The sequence below is a fragment of the Streptomyces sp. NPDC053367 genome, assembly GCF_044545925.1.
GTDB lineage: Bacteria > Actinomycetota > Actinomycetes > Streptomycetales > Streptomycetaceae > Streptomyces.
Genome location: NZ_JBITYN010000007.1, coordinates 374,128 through 391,303, shown reverse-complemented (window position 1 = coordinate 391,303; position 17,176 = coordinate 374,128). Strand labels below are relative to the sequence as shown.

Sequence of the window (17,176 nt, the reverse complement as noted above, 5' to 3'; positions counted from 1 at the left end):
CCGGGCCCGCACTCGCGTACGGCGGGGCGGGCCTGGTCGGGTGGGCGGTTTCTCAGGGGCGCGGGGAACTGCGCGACCGGCCGTGGACGGGCCCGCACTCGCGTACGGCGGGGCGGGCCTGGTCGGGTGGGCGGTTTCTCAGGGGCGCGGGGAACTGCGCGACCGGCCGTGGACGGGCCCGCATTCGCGTACGGCGGTGGGCGTCAGTGTGTCAGGGCGTTCAGTTGGTTCAGGAACCACTGGGCCGGGGGCAGGGCGGTTGCCGCGGCGGCCAGCCGCTTCGTGCGCTCGGCCCGCTCGGCCGACGGCATGGTCAGCGCCTCGTGGAGGGCGTGGGCCGTGCCCACGATGTCGTACGGGTTGACGGCGAGCGCGTCCTCGCCGAGCTCCTCGTACGCACCGGCCTCACGCGACAGGACCAGCGCGCAGCCCTGGTCGGAGACGACGGGGACCTCCTTGGCGACGAGGTTCATACCGTCGCGGATGGGGTTGACGAGGGCGACGTCGGCGAGGCGGTACGCGGCCAGGGAGCGGGCGAAGTCGTCCTTGACGTGGAGGACGACGGGGGTCCAGTCGGGGGTGCCGTAGGCGGTGTTGATCTCGTCGGCCAGGCGTCGGACCTCGGCCGTGTAGTCGCGGTAGACGGCGAGGTCCTGGCGGGACGGGTAGGCGAAGGCCACGTGGACGACCCGTTCGCGCCACTCGGGGCGGGTGTCGAGGAGGTGGCGGTACGCGAGGAGGCCCCGGACGATGTTCTTGGAGAGTTCCGTGCGGTCCACCCGGACGATCGTCCTGCGGCCTTCGCCGATCTCGGCCCGGAGGGACTCCATTCGGTCCGCCACGTCCTGCTCGTGGGCGCGCTTGCGCAGGAAGTCGGCGTCCGCGCCCAGGCCGTGCACGCCGATCCGGGTCCCGCCCAGGTCGCCGGCGCACGCGGTGAAGGCGTTCGCCCAGCGGTGGGTGAGGAAGCCGAGGCGGTCCGCGCCGAGCATGCCCTGGACGATCTGCGCGGAGATGTCGTCGGGGAGCATGCGGAAGTACTCGGGCGGGGCCCACGGGGTGTGGGAGAAGTGGCCGATGCGCAGGTCCGGGCGCAGGGCGCGCAGGAGGCCGGGGACCAGGGTGAGGTGGTAGTCCTGGACCAGCACCGCCGCACCCTGGGCCGCTTCGGCGGCCAGCGCTTCCGCGAAGGCCTGGTTGTAGGTCTCGTAGGCCCTCCACTGGCGGCGGAAGTCCTCGTCGAAGACGGGTTCCAGCGGGGTCTGGTACAGCATGTGGTGGACGAACCAGAGGACCGAGTTGGCGATGCCGTTGTAGGCGTCGGCGTGGACGTCGGCCGGGATGTCCAGCATGCGGACGCCCGCCTCGCCCTCGCCGCGGCGGACGGCCTCGCGGTCGTCGTCGGACAGCGCCGAGCAGACCCAGAGGGCGCCCGCGTCCGGGCCGATCGCGGAGAGGCCGGAGACGAGTCCGCCGCCGCCGCGTTTCGCGTGGAGTGCGCCGTCCTCGCGCAGTTCGTACGAGACCGGGCCGCGATTGGACGCGACCAGCACCTGTGCACCGTGCGTGGAAGCCATACGCCTCAACCTAGCCCGGCCCGTAAACCCTCAAACGCACGTATCAGCCGTATACGCGAGGTCCGGGCGTCACGCGACCTTGCGTGACGCGTACTCCGCGATCTCCCGCATCGGCGGGCGCTCCTCGGTGTCGACGGAGTAGGTGCGGGCCTCGAAGCCGTTCTCGCCCCGCTCGAACTGGGTGAGGGCCGGCCGGACGAGGTGGCCGCGGGCGAGGCGCAGCTGGGCCGTGCGGTAGATCGCGGCGGCCATCCGGCCGAGGGCCTGGCCGTCCTGGTGGCGGTGGATGCGCACGCCGACGTCGACCTGCGCGAGGGCGTCCAGGCCGACGAGGTGCAGGGAGTCGACGAGCATGCCCAGCTCCACGCCGTAGCCGACGGGGAAGGGGAGCTGTTCGAGGAGGCCGCGGCGGGCCGCGTACTCACCGCCGAGGGGCTGGACGAAGCCGGCCAGCTGGGGCCAGTGCATGTTGAGCAGGGGGCGGGCCATCAGCTCGGTGACGCGGCCGCCCTGCCCCTGCGCGCCGGCGAGGGGGCGGTCGTACATGCCCTTGACGAGGTCCACGTCGGGGTCGGTGAGCAGGGGCCCGACGATGCCGGAGACGAAGTCGGAGGAGAACTCCTTCAGGTCGGCGTCGATGAAGCAGACGATGTCCCCGGTCGTGACCAGCAGGGAGCGCCAGAGCACCTCCCCCTTGCCGGGGACGGACGGGATGCGGGGGAGTATCTCGTCGCGGTGGACGACCCTGGCGCCCGCCGCGGCCGCGACCTGCGCGGTGCGGTCGGTGGAGGCCGAGTCGACCACGACTATCTCGTCGACCAGGGGGACCTGCTGCATCAGGTCGTGGCGGATGACCGCGACGATGTCGCCGACGGTCTCCTCCTCGTTGAGCGCGGGCAGCACGACGGAGACCGTCTGGCCGCTCGCGCGCTTGGCGGCCAGGATCTGGTGCAGTGGGCGGTCACTGACCGACCAGGAGCGGGTGGTCAGCCAGCGCTCGACTTCTTCCAGCACAGCCTGCGGCTCCTCTGCGTTCTCTCGGCGAGCGGTTCTGAAATGATCCATCTCGCGGTTCGGACGGCTGTCTCAACTGTCCTGGCCTTCGGTTACAGTCTTGAACAACGCTGATGACCATCGCATGTCGGGGGTCCTCCGCGTGGACAACTCCATACCGCTCATCCAGAGGGGCAGAGGGACACGGCCCGATGAAGCCCCGGCAACCCTCCAGTCGGTTCTCCTGACATTCGTGCAGCGAGGCTCCCGGCTAGGGAAGGTGCCAAATCCGTCTCACGGCGAGATGCGTCGTGAGGAAGATGAGGAGAAAGGGCCTCGCCTCACATGGCTGTGCAGACTGTTGCAAGCTCCACCGATTCCACCGTAGACCTCGGGCCGGCCGCCGCGCTGAGCTGTCGCGAGTGCGGGCACCGCGTGCCCCTCGGACCCCTCTTCGCCTGCGAGGAGTGTTTCGGCCCGCTGGAGATCGCCTACGACTTCTCCTCCTACGACGCCGAGGAGCTGCGCAAGCGGATCGAGGCCGGCCCCGCGAACATCTGGCGCTACGCGCCGCTGCTGCCGGTGCCCGCCGACGTGGCCGGGAAGCCCAATCTGAACCCGGGCTGGACCAAGCTCGTCAAGGCCGACAACCTGGCGCGCGAGCTGGGCGTCACCGGCGGGCTGTACATCAAGGACGACTCCGGCAACCCGACCCACTCCTTCAAGGACCGGGTCGTGGCGCAGGCCCTAGAGGCCGCCCGCGCCTTCGGCTTCACCACTCTCTCGTGCTCCTCCACCGGCAACCTCGCCGGTGCCGTCGGCGCCGCCGCCGCGCGGGCCGGCTTCCGCTCGTGCGTGTTCATCCCGCACGACCTGGAGCAGGGCAAGGTCGTCATGGCCGCGGTCTACGGCGGCGAGCTCGTCGGCATCGAGGGCAACTACGACGACGTCAACCGCTTCTGCTCCGAGCTCATCGGCGACCCGGCGGGCGAGGGCTGGGGCTTCGTCAACGTCAACCTGCGCCCGTACTACGCGGAGGGCTCCAAGACCCTCGCGTACGAGATCTGCGAGCAGCTGGGCTGGAAGCTGCCGGACCAGATCGTGGTGCCCATCGCTTCCGGGTCGCAGCTGACGAAGATCGACAAGGGGCTCCAGGAGCTGATCAAGCTCGGGCTCGTCGAGGACCGGCCATACAAGATCTTCGGCGCGCAGGCCGAGGGCTGCTCGCCGGTGTCCACCGCCTTCAAGGCCGGGCACGACGTGGTGCGGCCGCAGAAGCCGGACACCATCGCCAAGTCGCTGGCCATCGGCAACCCCGCCGACGGACCGTACGTCCTGGACATCGCGCGCCGTACGGGCGGCTCGGTGGAGGACGTGACCGACCCCCAGATCGTGGACGCCATCAAGCTGCTCGCCCGCACCGAGGGCATCTTCGCCGAGACGGCCGGCGGTGTGACCGTCGGCGTCACCAGGAAGCTGATCGAGAGCGGTGTTCTCGACCCCTCGCTGACGACCGTCGTCCTCAACACCGGTGACGGTCTGAAGACCCTCGACGCGGTGGCCGGCACCGGTCTGACCGCCACCATCCGCCCCACCCTGGACTCCTTCCGAGAGGCTGGCCTCGCATGAGCGTGACCGTCCGCATCCCGACCATCCTGCGCACCTACACCGGCGGTCGGGCAGAGGTTCCCGCCGAGGGCGCGACCCTCGCCGAGGTCATCGCCGACCTGGAGAAGAACCACACGGGCATCGCCGCCCGGGTGCTCGACGACCAGGGCAAGCTGCGCCGGTTCGTGAACGTGTACGTCAACGACGACGACGTGCGCTTCGAGCAGGGGCTCCAGACCGAGACCCCGGACGGTGCCGGCGTCTCCATCATTCCGGCGGTCGCCGGCGGCTGAGACCCGCCCGCCCATTACCTTCGGTAAGGGTCGTCACCGAGAGTTCAACGAATTGCCCCCTCCGTGAGAGAAGCGGAGGGGGCAATTCTGTATGGTTGAGCGCGGTAGAGTTGGGGAAGCCAGCCGTCTTCCGTATGCCGGGCGCATATGAGTTCCGCTAGAGGAACCGTCGAGAACCGACGAGAAGCAGCCAAAGTGCCCGATGGTTTTGCGCCTTTCGCTCCTTATGCGCGGCCCGACTTGCCCTGAATCAGGGTGAATTCTTGGTAAATTCCCGAACGCTCGCGTCCTGAATTCTCGTCCGATTGACCTGTTGCAGACGGCAGTTGGACAGATACATTCAGCCGCGGTCGACGCGTTCCGGCGCACGCCCCCGACCGATGGGGGGTGAGGTCTGACCCGGGTCCGCGAAGTGTGGATCTGTGCAAGGGCCAGTAATAGGGGAGTTAGGCATGGCTCAGGGCACCGTCAAGTGGTTCAACGCGGAGAAGGGGTACGGCTTCATCGCGGTCGACGGTGGTGCGGACGTCTTCGTCCACTACAGCGCGATTCAGATGGACGGCTACCGCACCCTGGAAGAGGGCCAGCGGGTCGAGTTCGAGATCTCGCAGGGTCAGAAGGGCCCGCAGGCCGACATGGTTCGCGTCACCGCCTGAACGATTCTTTCCGGCGAAGGGCCCGCATCCGCTCAGGGTGCGGGCCCTTCGCCTTGCCCGCGTCCTGTCCGGGTCCCCGTCCGGGCCCTGTCCGGTCCTGCTCTGCCCTCCGGTGCCCTCCCCTCCCCGCTCGCCCCGGCCGGCCGCTGTTCGCCTGCGGCTGATCGGCCCCGCCCGGGGGGCTCGAACCCCGAGAGGCGCTTGCACTCGCAGGGGGCGAGTGCTAATCATTGGCGTTAGCACTCTGAAGGTGAGAGTGACAGCGAAGGACCGGGTCGGTGAGGCCCGCAGGCCGGGTGGGGCAAGGAACCACGAGGCGTGCGAGCCGTCCGTCGCGGGCGCGGGCGCGGTCCGAAGGAATCACCCCCAGTCCTGGAGGGACCACTTCACATGGCCAAGATCATCGCGTTCGACGAGGAGGCGCGGCGCGGCCTCGAGCGCGGCATGAACCAGCTCGCGGACGCCGTCAAGGTGACGCTCGGCCCCAAGGGTCGCAACGTCGTCCTCGAGAAGAAGTGGGGCGCCCCCACGATCACCAACGATGGTGTCTCCATCGCCAAGGAGATCGAGCTCGAGGACCCGTACGAGAAGATCGGCGCCGAGCTGGTCAAGGAAGTCGCCAAGAAGACGGACGACGTCGCCGGTGACGGTACGACCACCGCGACCGTGCTCGCCCAGGCGCTGGTCCGCGAGGGCCTGCGCAACGTGGCCGCCGGTGCCAACCCGATGGCTCTGAAGCGCGGTATCGAGAAGGCCGTCGAGGCCGTCTCCGGTGCGCTGCTCGACCAGGCCAAGGAGGTCGAGACCAAGGAGCAGATCGCCTCCACCGCCTCCATCTCCGCCGCCGACACCCAGATCGGCGAGCTCATCGCCGAGGCCATGGACAAGGTCGGCAAGGAAGGCGTCATCACCGTCGAGGAGTCGCAGACCTTCGGTCTGGAGCTCGAGCTCACCGAGGGCATGCGCTTCGACAAGGGCTACATCTCCGCCTACTTCGCGACCGACATGGAGCGCATGGAGGCGGTGCTCGAGGACCCGTACATCCTCATCGCCAACTCCAAGATCTCCTCGGTCAAGGACCTGCTCCCGCTCCTGGAGAAGGTCATGCAGTCGGGCAAGCCGCTGCTGATCATCGCCGAGGACGTCGAGGGCGAGGCCCTGTCGACCCTGGTCGTCAACAAGATCCGCGGCACCTTCAAGTCCGTCGCCGTCAAGGCCCCGGGCTTCGGTGACCGCCGCAAGGCCATGCTCGGCGACATCGCCATCCTCACGGGCGGCGAGGTCATCTCCGAGGAGGTCGGCCTCAAGCTGGAGAACGCGACCCTGGACCTCCTGGGCCGCGCCCGCAAGGTCGTCATCACCAAGGACGAGACCACCATCGTCGACGGTGCCGGCTCCTCCGACCAGGTCAACGGCCGCGTCAACCAGATCCGCGCCGAGATCGAGAACAGCGACTCCGACTACGACCGCGAGAAGCTGCAGGAGCGCCTGGCGAAGCTCGCCGGCGGTGTCGCGGTCATCAAGGCCGGTGCCGCCACCGAGGTGGAGCTCAAGGAGCGCAAGCACCGCATCGAGGACGCCGTCCGCAACGCGAAGGCCGCCGTCGAGGAGGGCATCGTCGCCGGTGGTGGCGTGGCCCTGCTGCAGGCCTCCCAGGTCTTCGAGAAGCTGGAGCTGGAGGGCGACGAGGCCACCGGTGCCGCCGCCGTCAAGCTGGCGCTCGAGGCCCCGCTGAAGCAGATCGCCGTCAACGCCGGCCTCGAGGGCGGCGTCGTGGTGGAGAAGGTCCGCAACCTCACCCCGGGCCACGGCCTGAACGCCGCGACCGGTGAGTACGTCGACCTGGTCGCCGAGGGCATCATCGACCCGGCCAAGGTGACGCGCTCCGCGCTGCAGAACGCCGCGTCGATCGCCGCGCTGTTCCTCACCACCGAGGCCGTCATCGCCGACAAGCCGGAGAAGGCCGCCGCGCCGGCCGGCGGCGGCATGCCGGGCGGTGACATGGACTTCTGATCGGCCTCCGGCTGATCGCCTGTCCTTCGCGAGGGCGGCACTCCCTGTCCGTGACAGGGGGCGCCGCCCTTCGGCGTGTCCAGGGTCATAACCGGGGCCGTAGGCGCTTACTTAAGAACCTGCAACAATGCACACTCACATACCGTGTGGTTTCACCGTTGCCCGAGCTTGAGGAGCGCCCCCCGTGAGCGTCACCGAGTCCCCCGCGTCCCGCGCCGCCGAGGTGCTGTCCCGGCCGATCACGCTGAACGGCCTCACCGTCCCCAACCGGATCGTGATGGCGCCCATGACCCGTATGTTCTCCCCCGGCGGCATACCCGGCGAGAACGTCCGCTCCTACTACGCCCGCCGTGCCGCGGCCGGTGTGGGCCTGATCGTCACCGAGGGCACCTACGTCGGCCACGAGTCGGCCGGCAACAGCAACCGCGTCCCCCGCTTCCACGGCGAGGAGCAGCTGGCGGCCTGGGCGAAGGTGGCCGAGGACGTCCACGCGGCCGGCGGCACGATCGTCCCGCAGCTGTGGCACATCGGCATGGTCCGCGAGCAGGGCGACGGCCCGTTCCCGGACGCCCCCGCCATGGGCCCCTCCGGGCTGGTCACCGCGGGTGCCGTGCCCACCGGCAGGGCCATGACGCAGCAGGACCTCGACGACGTGATCGCGGCGTTCGCCCGGGCCGCCGCGGACGCCGAGCGCATCGGCTTCGACGGCGTGGAGATCCACGGCGCCCACGGCTACCTCATCGACCAGTTCCTGTGGGCCGGCACCAACCGCCGTACCGACGCCTACGGCGGTGACGCGGTGGCCCGCACCCGGTTCGCGGCGGAGATCGTGGCGGCCGTGCGGGAGGCCGTCTCCCCCGACTTCCCCGTCATCTTCCGCTACTCGCAGTGGAAGCAGCAGGAGTACACCGCCCGCCTCGCCGAGACACCCGAGGAGCTGGAGGCCGTCCTCAGCCCGCTCGCGGCGGCCGGTGTCGACGTCTTCCACGCCTCCACCCGGCGCTACTGGCTGCCCGAGTTCGACGGCTCCGACCTGAATCTGGCCGGCTGGACGAAGAAGCTCACCGGCAAGCCGGTCATCTCCGTCGGCTCGGTCGGCCTCGACGGCGACTTCATCAAGGCATTCCAGGGCGAGGGCGCGGCGCTCGGCAGCCTCGACAACCTCCTCGACCGGCTGGAGGCCGACGAGTTCGACATGGTCGCCGTCGGCCGCGCGCTGCTGCAGGACCCCGAGTGGGCGGCCAAGGTGCTCGCCGGCCGGATGGACGAGCTCGCGCCGTACGACGCGGCGGCGCTGAAGACCCTCAGCTGACGTTCACAGGTTGCCGTTCAGCGGCTCGATGTCGACGCGGACCGGGGTGCCCCACACGCGCAGCACCTCGTAGTCCGTGAACTCGTGGACGAGCCGGTACGCCATCGCGGCCCGCGGACCGCGCCGCTGGGCCGCGAGGTAGAGCTCCGCCTCGCGCCGGTCCCGCCGGGGCGTGCCGCACAGCTGCCACTCCTGGCCGTTCCACAGCTCCGGCAGCCAGCGCTGCTGGGGCTGCGGCCGGTCCTCGCGCACCCCGTACCGCGACGGCGCGGTCTCCGCGGGCCGGGGCGCGGCCGGACCGTTGATCTCGGCCCGCCGCGCCGCCCTTCTGCGCGTCTCGCACAGCAGGCACAGATCGGGTGCCGCGGTGTCGACGGGCCCGTTGGGGTGCTCGGCGCAGCGGGTCGCGGGCGCCGCGGTGGAAATGCCCTCCTCCAGCAGGTCCAGCGCCCGCCGCAGGTCCCCCTTCACCTCGTGCAGCCTGGCGTCGGGTGTGTCGGCGGTCAGCGCCTCCCCGTGCTCGCCGAGTAGACGCAGGGCACGGCCGAGGGCGGTGAGCTGGGCGTGGTTCATGTTGTCCCAGGGTAGGCGGTGGCGGCGCCGATGAGTTTGCGGTGGCGTCTCGGTCTACTTCCTGGAGACGACTTCAGGAGGAGCCACATGAGTCAGCTGGTGCGTGTCCAGAATCTCTGTGTGTCGGGTGACGGGTTCGCGGCCGGGGAGGGCCAGAGCCTGGAGCGGCCGTTCGGGCATGCCGATCCGCGGGAGATGTTCTCGTGGGCCGGGGCCACGGCGAGCTGGCCGAACCGGACGGAGCCCGGCGGGAGCCGGGGGCTCGACGACTACTTCACCCGGGACTTCCGCCGCAACATCGGAGCCGAGATCATGGGCCGCAACAAGTTCGGGCCTCAGCGCGGCCCGTGGCAGGACCACGAGTGGCAGGGGTGGTGGGGCGACGAGCCTCCGTTCCGTACGCCGGTGTTCGTCATGACGCACCATCCGCGGCCCTCGTTCACGCTGTCCGACACCACCTTCCACTTCGTCGACGGTGATCCGGCCACCGTCCTGCGGCTGGCCCGGGAGGCCGCGCAGGGCAAGGACGTGCGGCTGGGCGGCGGCGCCACCACGGTGCGGGAGTTCCTCGACGCCGACCTCGTCGACACCCTGCACGTGGCGGTCTCACCGGGCGTGAAGCTCGGCTCGGGGGTGCGGCTGTGGGAGTCCTCCGACGAACTGCTCGACCGGTTCCACCGCGAGGTCGTGCCCAGCCCCAGCGGGGTCACGCACCATCTGTTCTGGAGGAAGTGAGCGCGGCCCGCAGGCGGCCGCCGGACTCCTCCAGGAGGCGGGCGGCCGTCGCCCCGTCCACCCCGGCCAGGATGGTGAGGATCGCGTCCTTCACCCCGCCGTCGGTCGCCGCCAGCGCCGACTCGATCTCGGCGTCCGTGGCGCCGGTCGCCAGGGCGACGATCCGGCGGGAGCGGGCGCGCAGCTTCTCGTTGGAGGCCCGTACGTCGACCATGAGGTTCCCGTAGGTCTTGCCGAGCCGGATCATGGTGATCGTCGAGATCATGTTGAGGACGAGCTTCTGGGCCGTGCCCGCCTTGAGCCGCGTCGAGCCGGTGATCAGCTCGGGGCCCGTCACGATCTCGATGCCGTGCTCCGCGGCGGCGGCCAGCGGGCTGCCGGTGTTGCAGGACAGGCCCACGGTGAGGGCGCCCAGGGCCCGGGCGTGCTCCACCGCCGCGACGGCGTACGGTGTGCGGCCCGAGGCCGAGACGCCGATCACCGTGTCCTCGGCGTCGAGCTTGAGGGCGTCCAGGTCCGCCCGCGCCAGTTCCCCGGAGTCCTCCGCGCCCTCCACGGAGGTCACCATCGCCTGCGGGCCGCCCGCGATCAGGCCGACGACCTGGGCGGGATCGGTGTTGAAGGTCGGCGGGCACTCGGAGGCGTCCAGGACGCCGAGCCGGCCCGCGGTGCCGGCGCCCGCGTAGATCAGGCGGCCCCCGTGGGCCATGCGCCGGCTCACGGCGTCGATCGCGGCGGCGATCTCCGGCAGGCGTCCGGCCACCGCGGCCGGGACCGTCGCGTCGCCCGTGTTCATCAGGCGGGCGATCTCCAGGGTGGGGAGGCGGTCGATGTCCGCGAGTTCCGGGCGGAAGGCTTCTGTGGCGAGGGTGTCCAGGCGGAGGTCTTCGGGGTTCATGGGGGCGGCTCTCTCCGGGTTCCTAAGACAGGGAGCACTAGCGGCGGTGCCGATGGGCCAGTGCCTCGTACGACGCCGCCAGCGCCGGGGCCGCGGTGTCGTAGGTCCGCTGCATCACGCCCACGAACAGGCAGTCCACCACGAGGAGTTGGCTGGTCCGCGATGACATCGCCGCCGGTCTCAGCTCTGTCTCGCGGGCCGTGGAGGTCGTCAGGACGTGGTCGGCGTACTGGGTGACGGGGGAGTCGGGGCGGCCGGTGACGGCGACCGTCGTGGCGCCGTGCTCGAAGGCGACACGGAGGGGTTCTATGACGTCGCCGGTCGAGCCCGAGTGGGTGATGGCGATCGCCACGTCCCCGGCCCGCAGCTGCACCGCGTTGGTCACCGCGAGGTGGGGGTCGCTGTGGGCGTGGGCTATCAGCCCTATGCGCAGGAGCTTCTGGGTGAGGTCCTGGGCGACCAGGCCCGAGGCCCCTATGCCGTAGACGTCGATGCGGCGGGCGGCGGCGGCCGCGGCGACGGCGGCGCCGAGCTGCGCGGTGTCCAGGGCGGCCGCGGTGTCGGCGAGGGTCTGCTGCTCGTCGTAGGCGAGCTTCGCCACCACGTCGGCGATGGGGTCGTCGACGGCGATGTCGGTGGTGATGGACGGCGCCCGCCCGGACTGCTGTTGGGCGGCCAGCCCGGCGAGGGCGAGGCGGAGGTCGCGGTAGCCGGGGTAGCCGAGGAGGCGGGCGGTGCGGACGACGGTGGCCTCGCTGGTGCCGGTCAGTTCGGCGAGGCCGGTGACCGTGAGGGCCGCACAGCCGGCCGGGTCGCTCGCGACGGCCTCGGCGACGCGCTGCATGGAGCGGGTCATCGAGGGGGCGAGGGTACGGACCTTGGCGGCGAGGGCGGCCGGTGCGGGCGCGGTGCCGCCCGTGCCGCCGCCCGACGGGGAGAAAGTTTCCTTCAGTGCACGGGTCACCCGTGAAAGATATTTTCGGCTCGGTGTCGCGGTCAAGAGTGCGCACAATGGGACCTATGGAAGCCCTCAGCCCCCTGGAACAGGCCCTGCACGCTGCCCGCGCGCTGGTGCTCGCCGATCTGATGGCGGGACGGGTCGCCGAGGCGGACGTCGTCTCGATGGTCGAGGAGTCCGTCGCGCAGCGCCGCTGGTGGGTCGAGCAGTGGCCGGAGGGCGTCGGCTATGTCGCCGGGCTGGTCGCCCAGGACGTCCAGGACGCGCTCCTGGAGCGGTACGGGCGCTGGCCGTTGTGCCCGGTGTGCGGATCCGGTGACCCGCACTCGCTGGACGTCGAGCCCGAACTGGGGCCCGACCCGCACTGGGTGTGCCACAAGGCCGGTGTGCGGGTGGCCCGCGTCGGCACGCTGGGCGCGGCCGGCGGGGCCACGTCCTCGTGACCGTCTACATCGACCCGCCGCAGTGGCCGGGGCACGGCCGTATGTGGTCGCACCTGGTCAGCGACGTCTCGTACGACGAACTCCACCGCTTCGCCGACCGTCTCGGCGTGCCGCGCCGCGCCTTCGAACGCGACCACTACGACATCCCCGCGCACCGCTACCCCGACGCGGTGCGGGCGGGCGCCGTGGAGGTCAGCAGCCGCGAGGTGGTGCGGCTGCTGCACGGCGCGGGGCTGCGCAGGAGGAAGAGCCGTCTCGCGTAGCGGTCAGTCCTTCAGCTCGAACACCAGCAGCTCGCCCGTGTCGCCCTTCTCGCCGACCTGGACGAAGCCCGTGCGGGTGACGACCGCCTGGGAGGCGAGGTTGTCCCGGTCGATCGTGGCGATCAGGGTCGTGACGTCCTCGCGGTCCAGCGCCCAGCGCGTCAGCGCGCCCAGCGCCTCGGTGGCGTAGCCCTGGCCGCGGGCGGACTCGGCGAGGTCGTAGCCGACCTCCACCCGGCCCTCCTCGTCCGGCGCGCCGTGGAAGCCCATGCCGCCGACCGCGCGGTCGTCCTCCTCGCGGACGAGGACGTACACGCCGAACTCGGGTCGGTGCACCCCCGCCTCGTACGCCTTGACCAGCATCTCGGAGGCGGACCGGGTGCCCTCGAACGGTCCGTCCCCGACCCAGTCGAAGCCGCCGTCGCCGCCGTTGTGGAGGTCGGCCGCGGCGGCCGGGGTGACGCCCTCCAGGGTGAGGCGGCCGGCCTGGAGGACGTGGTTGTTGGTCCAGTTCCACCGGGTGACCCGCTCACGGCCGGGCAGGTCGCCGCGGCCGGTCGCCCACAGCAGGGTCGGCCAGGGGGCGGGGCCGGGCCGGACGGCCGGGAAGATGGTCGTCAGGACGTACTCGGCGAGCTCGGCGGCCGGTTCGTAGGGCACGCCGAAGGCGCGGGCGATGTCATGGGTGTGCAGCAGCACCTCGGCGATGCCCATGGCGGCGAAGCCGTCGCGGTTCGCGCTGCGGAAGGGGTACGGGTGGAAGCCGCGCGCCGCGCGCGGGGTGGTGCGCAGGGTCGCGGTGAAGAGCGCGCCCATGACCTCCACGACCTCGATCTGGCCGGCGTTGTCGGCCCGGTAGTCGCCGTTCTCGTCGCCGTCGACGGTGATGTCGAAGGGCGCGTACGACGACTGCAGCCGGCCGGCCAGATTGCCGGCGTAGCCGACGAGGTCGCTCGCGATGTGCGTGACCGTCTCCCGGCAACTCCAGTCCAGGCCCGCGGCCTTGGTGCCCGTCCAGTCCTCCCCGACCACCGTCCGCAGCAGTGCCGCGCAGCCCGCGACCGCCTCTTCCACCCGCTCCGCACCCATGAATCGCATGCGGGCAGGCTAGGCGGGCCTCCGCCCTCAGGTCGACAGCATTTCCAGCTCACCGCGCAGGTTGTAGCGGGCCGTCGCCTCCCAGTGCCTGCGCCCGAACGGCGTGTGGAACAGCCGCGGCAGGGCGAGGAGTTGGCGCAGGACGTCCGAACGGCCCGCGCGGAAGGCGTCGTTCGGCACGAAGTGGTACTCCTCCCGTACGGCGGCCGTGTACGCGGCGTACGCCGACGGCGGCGAGGCGAGGACCGCGAGGTCGGCGTCGCACAGCACCTGCCCGTCGAAGTCGTCCTCGCCCGGGTCGTGCGTGACGGTCAGCCGCACCAGGCGTGCCACCTCGGAGGTCTTGTCCTCCGGCACCCCCGCCTCGGGCAGCGCGCGCTCGGCGAGCCGGGCCGACCGCTCCTCGTTCTCGGAGCGGTCCGGCAGGTACACCGCGTCATGGAACCAGGCCGCCAGCCGTACGACGTCGGCGTCGGCGGCGTACCGCTCCAGCGTGTCGACGTGGTCCAGCACCGCGACCAGGTGGGAGAGCGTGTGGTAGTGCCGCTGCGGCTCCTGCCAGCGGGTGAGCAGGTTGTCGGCGTACGGCACCGGGTCGGGGCCGTCGCCGGGACCGCGGGCGCCGGCGAGGGCGCGGGCGAAACGGGCGCGCAGGACGTCGAGATCGGCCATGCGGCCATTCTCCCGCGCGCGCCCCCCGGGTGTCGGACCCGCGGGTGATCGTGGCTTCCCGCGCGGTTCCCCGCGCCCCATGGCGCGACGTACCCTGAGATTGGACTAGACCTGTAGTCGCTCAGGTAACACCGAGGAACCACGAGGACACCGACGGGAAGGGGCCGTATGAGCACGCGTGCAGTCCTGGAGGTGATCGCCCTCGACGTCGAGGACGCGGTCGCCGCCCAGGCCGGAGGCGCGGACCGCCTCGAGCTGGTCACCGACATGGCCGCCGACGGGCTGACCCCGCGGGCCACGACCGTCGCCGCGATCCGCGCCGCCGTCGACATCCCGCTGCGCGTGATGCTGCGGCTCGCCGACGGGTTCGCCGCCGGGCGGGTCGACCTGCTGGCCGACGCCGCGCGCGCGATGCGGGGGGCCGGGGCGAGCGAGTTCGTGCTCGGGTTCCTCGACCCGCACGGCGGGGTCGACGTGTACGCCGTGGAGCGGGTCGTCGCCGAGATCGAGGGCTGCCCCTGGACCTTCCACCGCGCCATCGACCGGGCCGCGGACCGCGACGCCCTGCGCAAGCAGCTCGACGGGCTGCCCGGCCTCGACACCTACCTCACCGCGGGCTCGGCCACCGGCGTCGACGACGGCCTGCCCACGCTGGTGGCGGAGGCCGCGCGCCGGGGCGAGCCGGGCTATGAGCAGCAGATCCTCGTCGGGGGCGGGCTGCGCCTCGACCATGTGCCGCGACTGCGGGAGGCGGGCGTGGAGGGCTTCCACATCGGCGGCGCGGCGCGCCCCGCGGGCTGGTCGGGGCCCGTCTCCGCGCAGGCCGTCGCCGAGTGGCGGAGGGTGCTGGACGGGGACTGAGCGGACCGAGGGGGCTGGTCACGGTCGATGTCGGGCTGCGGGTGACCGTGGGTCGCTCGCGCGGTTCCCCGCGCTCTTCGAGGGGCGCGGGGAACCGCGCGGGCAGCCACGACGGCGGGACAGCCCGGAGACGACAGCGGCCACCCCCGAACAGCCCCGGAACTCAGCCCAGTTGCACCGGAAGTGGCGCCCCGTGCACCACGATCAGCCCCGACACCGCACGGGTCAGCGCCACATACAGCCGCCGCAGCCCCGTCCGCTCGTCCGGCTCCCCGTCCACCACGGCCTGCGGCTCGTCCAGCACGACGTAGTCGTACTCCAGACCCTTGGCCAGCGACGCGGGCACCAGCGTCAGCCGGGTGTCGGGCGTGGTCTCCTCACCGGGGTCGAGCCACGGGATCCCGGCCTCCTCCAGAGCGGCGGCCAGCGCGGCGACCCGCGCATCCGCCGCGATGAGGCCGATCGACCCCTCCCGCCGCAGGGAGTCCCGCACGGCGTCCACGACCGCGAGGTCGCTCTGCGCCGACCGGACCTCGAAGGAGCCCGGGTTCTCCCGGACGGAGGCCACCGGGGCCAGCCCGGGGGCGATGTGCGGCAGCAGCCGGGAGGCGTACGTGATGACATCGGCCGGTACGCGGAAACCGGCGGTGAGTTCCTCGACGACCGCGTCGGACTTGCCGAGATGACCCAGCGCCTCCTCCCAGCTGCGGGTCGCCCAGGGGGTGGTGCCCTGCGCGAGGTCGCCGAGGACGGTCGCGGAGCCGGTGGTGCAGCGCCGACCCACCGCCCGGTACTGCATCGGCGACAGGTCCTGCGCCTCGTCCAGCACCACGTGCCCGAGGGAGTGCGTGCGCTCGATCAGGTCGGCGGCCTCGTCGATCAGCACCGCGTCGGCCGGCGACCACTTCGCCGACTTCACCGAGCGGACCGGCTTCGCCCACAGGATCGTCTTCTGCTCGTCGTCGCTCAGCACACCGTCCGCGTGGACGGCGAGGAAGTCCGCGTCCGTCAGCAGCCGCAGCACCAGTTTCGCCGGGTCGACGGCCGGCCAGAGGGCCTTCACGGCGGCCTTCACCGCGCTGTTGCGGGCCACCGCGTCCTGGACCCGGTCGTCCGGGGCCTCGCCCGCCCGCTCCATCTGCACCAGCACCGCGTGCGCGATCCGCTGCGGAAGGGCCTCGCGCGCGGCGCCGTAGCGCAGACCGCGGTCCAGCAGCTCGCGGACGATCTCCTCCAGTTCGTACGCCGGCACGCGCCAGCGGCGTGAGCCCCGTACGACGACCACGGCCTCGGCCGGCATCACCACGTGCGCGTACAGGGCACGGCGCAGCACCTCGGCCATCCGGGCGTCGCCCTTGACGACGGCGGCGGCCGCGTCGTCCGTGCCGCGCACCTCCACGTGCGCCACCAGGTCGTCGACGGTGGCCTGCCGTACGGTCAGCTCGCCGAGCGCGGGCAGGACCTGCTCGATGTAGTGCAGGAAGGACCGGTTCGGCCCGATGACGAGCGTGCCGGTACGGGCGAGGCGCTCGCGGTGGGCGTACAGCAGGTACGCCACCCGGTGCAGGCCGACGGCCGTCTTCCCGGTGCCGGGCCCGCCCTGTACGCACACCGTGCCGCCGAGGCCGGACCGCACGATCTCGTCCTGCTCGGGCTGGATGGTGGCGACGATGTCGCGCATGGGGCCCACGCGCGGGCGCTCGATCTCCTGCTGGAGCAGCTTGCTGGTCCTGGCCGCCTCGGCCGGGTCGGAGAGGTGCTCGTCCTCGTACGCGGTGAGGTCGCCGCCGGTGTAGCCGAAGCGGCGGCGCAGCGCGATGTCCATCGGGTCCTTCTTGGACGCGCGGTAGAACGGCTGCGACACCGGGGCTCGCCAGTCGATGACCATCGGGTCGCCGTCGGCGTCGTGGACGTGCCGCCGTCCGATGTAGAAGCGCTCGCCCTGCGCTCCTTCCGCCTGCTCGGCACCGGGCGCGTGCAGGTAGTCGAGGCGGCCGAAGAACAGCGGGGTGTCGCTGAGGTCGGCCAGCGCCTTGATGCGGTCCTCGATCTGGCGGGCCAGGACCTCGGCGTTGACCCAGTTCGCGGTCACGTCGCTGATGTCCAGGGACTCCACGTCCTCCCGCATGGCACGCAGCGCGGCACGGGAGGCGGCCAGGTGGGAGCGCTCTCTGGAGAGGGGGTCGACGGCGGTGCTGGACAAGGGGGTGCCTCCGTGGGACC

At 71.7% G+C, this 17,176-nt stretch carries 17 protein-coding genes and 1 riboswitch; of the genes, 9 read left to right on the top strand and 8 right to left on the bottom strand.

Features of this window, described 5'->3' with window-relative positions:
• Positions 1-203: 203 nt before the first annotated feature.
• Positions 204-1,577, bottom strand: coding sequence for a trehalose-6-phosphate synthase (locus ACIGXJ_RS21765; RefSeq protein WP_399647798.1), 1,374 nt, complete (start codon positions 1,575-1,577; stop codon positions 204-206).
• Positions 1,578-1,646: 69 nt separating this feature from the next.
• On the bottom strand, positions 1,647-2,591 hold the full coding sequence (locus ACIGXJ_RS21760) for a glucosyl-3-phosphoglycerate synthase (protein WP_399647795.1): 945 nt from the start codon (positions 2,589-2,591) through the stop codon (positions 1,647-1,649).
• 158 nt (positions 2,592-2,749) lie between these two features.
• Positions 2,750-2,897, top strand: a riboswitch (SAM riboswitch).
• 18 nt (positions 2,898-2,915) lie between these two features.
• Between ACIGXJ_RS21760 and thrC the strand changes: the two genes are divergently transcribed.
• The 5 genes from thrC (at position 2,916) to ACIGXJ_RS21735 (ending at position 8,452) form a co-directional block, all read left to right on the top strand.
• A complete protein-coding gene (gene thrC / locus ACIGXJ_RS21755; protein ID WP_399647793.1) occupies positions 2,916-4,199 on the top strand; it encodes a threonine synthase in 1,284 nt (427 codons plus the stop codon).
• Complete coding sequence (locus tag ACIGXJ_RS21750; RefSeq protein ID WP_399647791.1) at positions 4,196-4,471, top strand: MoaD/ThiS family protein; 276 nt, start codon at positions 4,196-4,198, stop codon at positions 4,469-4,471. Before thrC ends, ACIGXJ_RS21750 begins: the two co-directional genes overlap by 4 nt.
• Before the next feature lie 452 nt (positions 4,472-4,923).
• Positions 4,924-5,127, top strand: coding sequence for a cold-shock protein (locus ACIGXJ_RS21745; protein WP_004986573.1), 204 nt, complete (start codon positions 4,924-4,926; stop codon positions 5,125-5,127).
• A gap of 390 nt (positions 5,128-5,517) precedes the next feature.
• Complete coding sequence (gene groL / locus ACIGXJ_RS21740) at positions 5,518-7,140, top strand: chaperonin GroEL (RefSeq protein ID WP_399647788.1); 1,623 nt, start codon at positions 5,518-5,520, stop codon at positions 7,138-7,140.
• 184 nt (positions 7,141-7,324) lie between these two features.
• Positions 7,325-8,452, top strand: a complete 1,128-nt coding sequence (locus ACIGXJ_RS21735) for an NADH:flavin oxidoreductase (RefSeq protein ID WP_399647786.1) — start codon at positions 7,325-7,327, stop codon at positions 8,450-8,452.
• Between the two features lie 3 nt (positions 8,453-8,455).
• Here ACIGXJ_RS21735 and ACIGXJ_RS21730 read toward each other — a convergent pair whose 3' ends face one another.
• Positions 8,456-9,025, bottom strand: coding sequence for a hypothetical protein (locus tag ACIGXJ_RS21730; protein ID WP_399647784.1), 570 nt, complete (start codon positions 9,023-9,025; stop codon positions 8,456-8,458).
• A gap of 87 nt (positions 9,026-9,112) precedes the next feature.
• Here ACIGXJ_RS21730 and ACIGXJ_RS21725 point away from each other — a divergent pair, with 87 nt between their 5' ends.
• Positions 9,113-9,760, top strand: a complete 648-nt coding sequence (locus tag ACIGXJ_RS21725; RefSeq protein ID WP_399647782.1) for a dihydrofolate reductase family protein — start codon at positions 9,113-9,115, stop codon at positions 9,758-9,760.
• Here the strand turns inward: ACIGXJ_RS21725 and murQ are convergent.
• A complete protein-coding gene (gene murQ / locus ACIGXJ_RS21720) occupies positions 9,732-10,658 on the bottom strand; it encodes an N-acetylmuramic acid 6-phosphate etherase (protein WP_399647779.1) in 927 nt (308 codons plus the stop codon). The genes ACIGXJ_RS21725 and murQ overlap by 29 nt on opposite strands.
• A gap of 37 nt (positions 10,659-10,695) precedes the next feature.
• Positions 10,696-11,622 (bottom strand): MurR/RpiR family transcriptional regulator, encoded by a 927-nt coding sequence (locus tag ACIGXJ_RS21715; RefSeq protein ID WP_399647777.1) that lies wholly within the window; start codon positions 11,620-11,622, stop codon positions 10,696-10,698.
• Positions 11,623-11,678: 56 nt separating this feature from the next.
• Here ACIGXJ_RS21715 and ACIGXJ_RS21710 point away from each other — a divergent pair, with 56 nt between their 5' ends.
• Positions 11,679-12,059, top strand: a complete 381-nt coding sequence (locus ACIGXJ_RS21710) for a hypothetical protein (protein WP_399647775.1) — start codon at positions 11,679-11,681, stop codon at positions 12,057-12,059.
• The gene (locus ACIGXJ_RS21705; protein WP_399647772.1) at positions 12,056-12,322 is read left to right on the top strand and encodes a DUF4031 domain-containing protein; all 267 of its coding nucleotides are present in this window, start codon (positions 12,056-12,058) and stop codon (positions 12,320-12,322) included. The genes ACIGXJ_RS21710 and ACIGXJ_RS21705 overlap by 4 nt, the downstream gene beginning before the upstream one ends.
• A gap of 3 nt (positions 12,323-12,325) precedes the next feature.
• Here the strand turns inward: ACIGXJ_RS21705 and ACIGXJ_RS21700 are convergent, their stop codons facing one another.
• Together ACIGXJ_RS21700 and ACIGXJ_RS21695 are read right to left on the bottom strand one after the other, a co-directional pair.
• On the bottom strand, positions 12,326-13,420 hold the full coding sequence (locus ACIGXJ_RS21700; RefSeq protein ID WP_399647770.1) for a GNAT family N-acetyltransferase: 1,095 nt from the start codon (positions 13,418-13,420) through the stop codon (positions 12,326-12,328).
• A gap of 27 nt (positions 13,421-13,447) precedes the next feature.
• Positions 13,448-14,092 carry a hypothetical protein gene (locus ACIGXJ_RS21695; RefSeq protein ID WP_399647768.1) on the bottom strand — a complete coding sequence of 215 codons (645 nt, stop codon included), beginning with the start codon at positions 14,090-14,092 and terminating at the stop codon, positions 13,448-13,450.
• A 168-nt stretch (positions 14,093-14,260) separates the two neighbouring features.
• Between ACIGXJ_RS21695 and ACIGXJ_RS21690 the strand changes: the two genes are divergently transcribed.
• Entirely contained in the window at positions 14,261-14,953 is a 693-nt protein-coding gene (locus ACIGXJ_RS21690; RefSeq protein ID WP_399647766.1) for a copper homeostasis protein CutC, read from the top strand.
• Between the two features lie 163 nt (positions 14,954-15,116).
• Here ACIGXJ_RS21690 and ACIGXJ_RS21685 read toward each other — a convergent pair whose 3' ends face one another.
• The gene (locus tag ACIGXJ_RS21685; protein WP_399648105.1) at positions 15,117-17,081 is read right to left on the bottom strand and encodes a HelD family protein; all 1,965 of its coding nucleotides are present in this window, start codon (positions 17,079-17,081) and stop codon (positions 15,117-15,119) included.
• Positions 17,082-17,176: the final 95 nt, after the last annotated feature.